This is a genomic window from Arthrobacter sp. I3 (assembly GCF_000520575.1).
GTDB lineage: Bacteria > Actinomycetota > Actinomycetes > Actinomycetales > Micrococcaceae > Arthrobacter > Arthrobacter humicola_A.
The window spans coordinates 237,909-239,951 of record NZ_KI914938.1 but is presented as its reverse complement, the minus strand read 5'-3'; the positions used below and the strand labels follow the sequence as shown (position 1 = coordinate 239,951).

The 2,043-nt window shown below is 65.1% G+C and carries 1 protein-coding gene and 1 pseudogene; both read left to right on the top strand.

Annotation, left to right across the window (positions count from 1 at the left end; all coding sequences use genetic code 11):
* Positions 1-450, top strand: a pseudogene (locus Y706_RS25815) (TetR family transcriptional regulator); the annotation flags it as partial.
* Positions 447-2,043, top strand: a 1,597-nt coding sequence (locus tag Y706_RS25810) for an MDR family MFS transporter (protein WP_043436262.1), incomplete at its 3' end; no start/stop codon positions are given. The pseudogene Y706_RS25815 and the gene Y706_RS25810, both read left to right, overlap by 4 nt.

Sequence of the window (2,043 nt, the reverse complement as noted above, 5' to 3'; positions counted from 1 at the left end):
CCCGCCGGGGAAATCTCGGCCTCACTCCTCGCCGACCTCGTGCGCCTGTCCCTTGATCTGTCGGAGCGGATGAGCGGCTCCGAGGAAGAGACCCGCCAGCTGATCGGGGTGATCAAGAAGGAGCCCCAGCTGATGCTGAAGATCATCGGCGCCACCGAGGAACGCGAGGCCGACTTCGCACGGCTGCTCGCGGCCAGGGAAGGCGTACCTGCCGATCATCCCGTAGTCCGCATGGCCGTGGTCCTCCTGGGAAACGTCGCCAGGAAAACCAGCGCCGACTACTTCTCCGAGGGCAACGCCCGCCCCTACCAGGACTTGCTGCTGGAAAACATTGCAGCAGCCCGCATGCTCTTCTCCCTGCCGTTCACCATGTCCCAGTTCGACACAGTCCACTTCGACGGAGTCGAGTCGAATACTGTCCAGCCCAACCCTTCCGAAGGAGCGCAATGAGCGCCGCCGTCAGCACCAAGCCAGCAGCCGAGCCGCTGCTGCTGACCCAGAAACGCATCTGGATCATCTTCTCCGCCCTCATCGCGGGCATGCTGCTCTCCAGCCTTGACCAGACCATCGTCTCCACCGCCATGCCCACGATCGTCGGCAAGCTCGGCGGCGTTGAACACCAGGCCTGGATCACCACGGCCTACCTGCTCGCCACCACCATCGTCATGCCCATCTATGGAAAGTTCGGCGACATCCTGGGCCGCCGGAACCTGTTCCTCATCGCCATCGGCCTCTTCACCCTCGCCTCCGTCGGATGCGCCCTCGCCACGGACTTCTGGGGCTTCGTGGTCTTCCGCGCCATCCAGGGCCTCGGCGGCGGCGGCCTGATGATCCTGTCCCAGGCCATCATCGCCGACATCGTTCCGGCCAAGGAGCGCGGCAAGTACATGGGCCCGCTGGGCGCAATCTTCGGCCTCTCCGCCGTCGCCGGACCGCTGCTGGGCGGTTTCTTTGTGGACCACCTGACCTGGGAATGGGCCTTCTACATCAACATCCCGATCGGCATCGCCGCGTTTACCATCGCCTGGTTCACCCTGACGCTGCCGAACAAGAAGGCAGAGAAGCGGATCGACATCCTGGGCGTGCTGCTGCTCTCCGCGGCCACCACGTGCCTGATTTTCTTCACCGACTTCGGCGGCAAGAAGGACGAGGGCTGGGATTCGCCGCTGACGTGGGCGTTCGGCGCCGGGCTGGTGCTCGCCGCTACGGCCTTCATCCTGGTGGAGCGCCGGGCCGAGGACCCCATCATTCCGTTGAGCCTGTTCAAGAACCGCATCTTCGTGAACTCCACCGCGATCGGCTTCACCCTCGGGCTGGGCATGTTCGCGGCAATCGCCTTCGTTCCGACCTTCCTGCAGATGTCCTCCGGGACCTCCGCCGCCGAATCCGGCCTGCTGATGCTGCCCATGATGGTGGGACTCATGGGCATGGCCATCTTCTCCGGCATCCGCATTTCCAAGACCGGCAAGTACAAGATGTTCCCGATCCTCGGGGCCATCCTGACCATCGCGGCCATGCTGTGGTTGACCACGCTCACGGCCGCCACGCCCATCTGGGTCATCTGCGTGCAGCTGTTCGTCTTCGGCGCCGGCCTGGGCTCGATCATGCAGGTGATTGTCCTGGTGGTCCAGAACTCGGTGCCGGCGGACCAGATCGGCACGGCCACGAGCACCAACAACTACTTCCGCGAGGTGGGCGCGTCTCTGGGCGTCGCGGTATTCGGTTCCATCTTCACCACCCGGCTCTCCGAGTCCCTGACCAATGCCTTTACCGGCGCCGGGGCGTCCGCTGAGCAGGCGTCGCAGTCCACCCGGACGATGGACCCCCAGGTCCTCAGCCAGCTCCCGGCGCAGCTCAAGGACGCGATTGTCAACGCCTACGCGGACTCGCTCGCCCCCGTCTTCTGGTACCTGCTGCCGTTCCTGGTCATCGCCCTGATTCTGGCCCTGACCCTGAAGCAGATCCCCCTGTCGGACACCGCCGGCATGGTGGCCCGCGGCGAAGCAGTAGGCGGCGAGGAAGCCGAGCGGCTCGAGGCGGAAC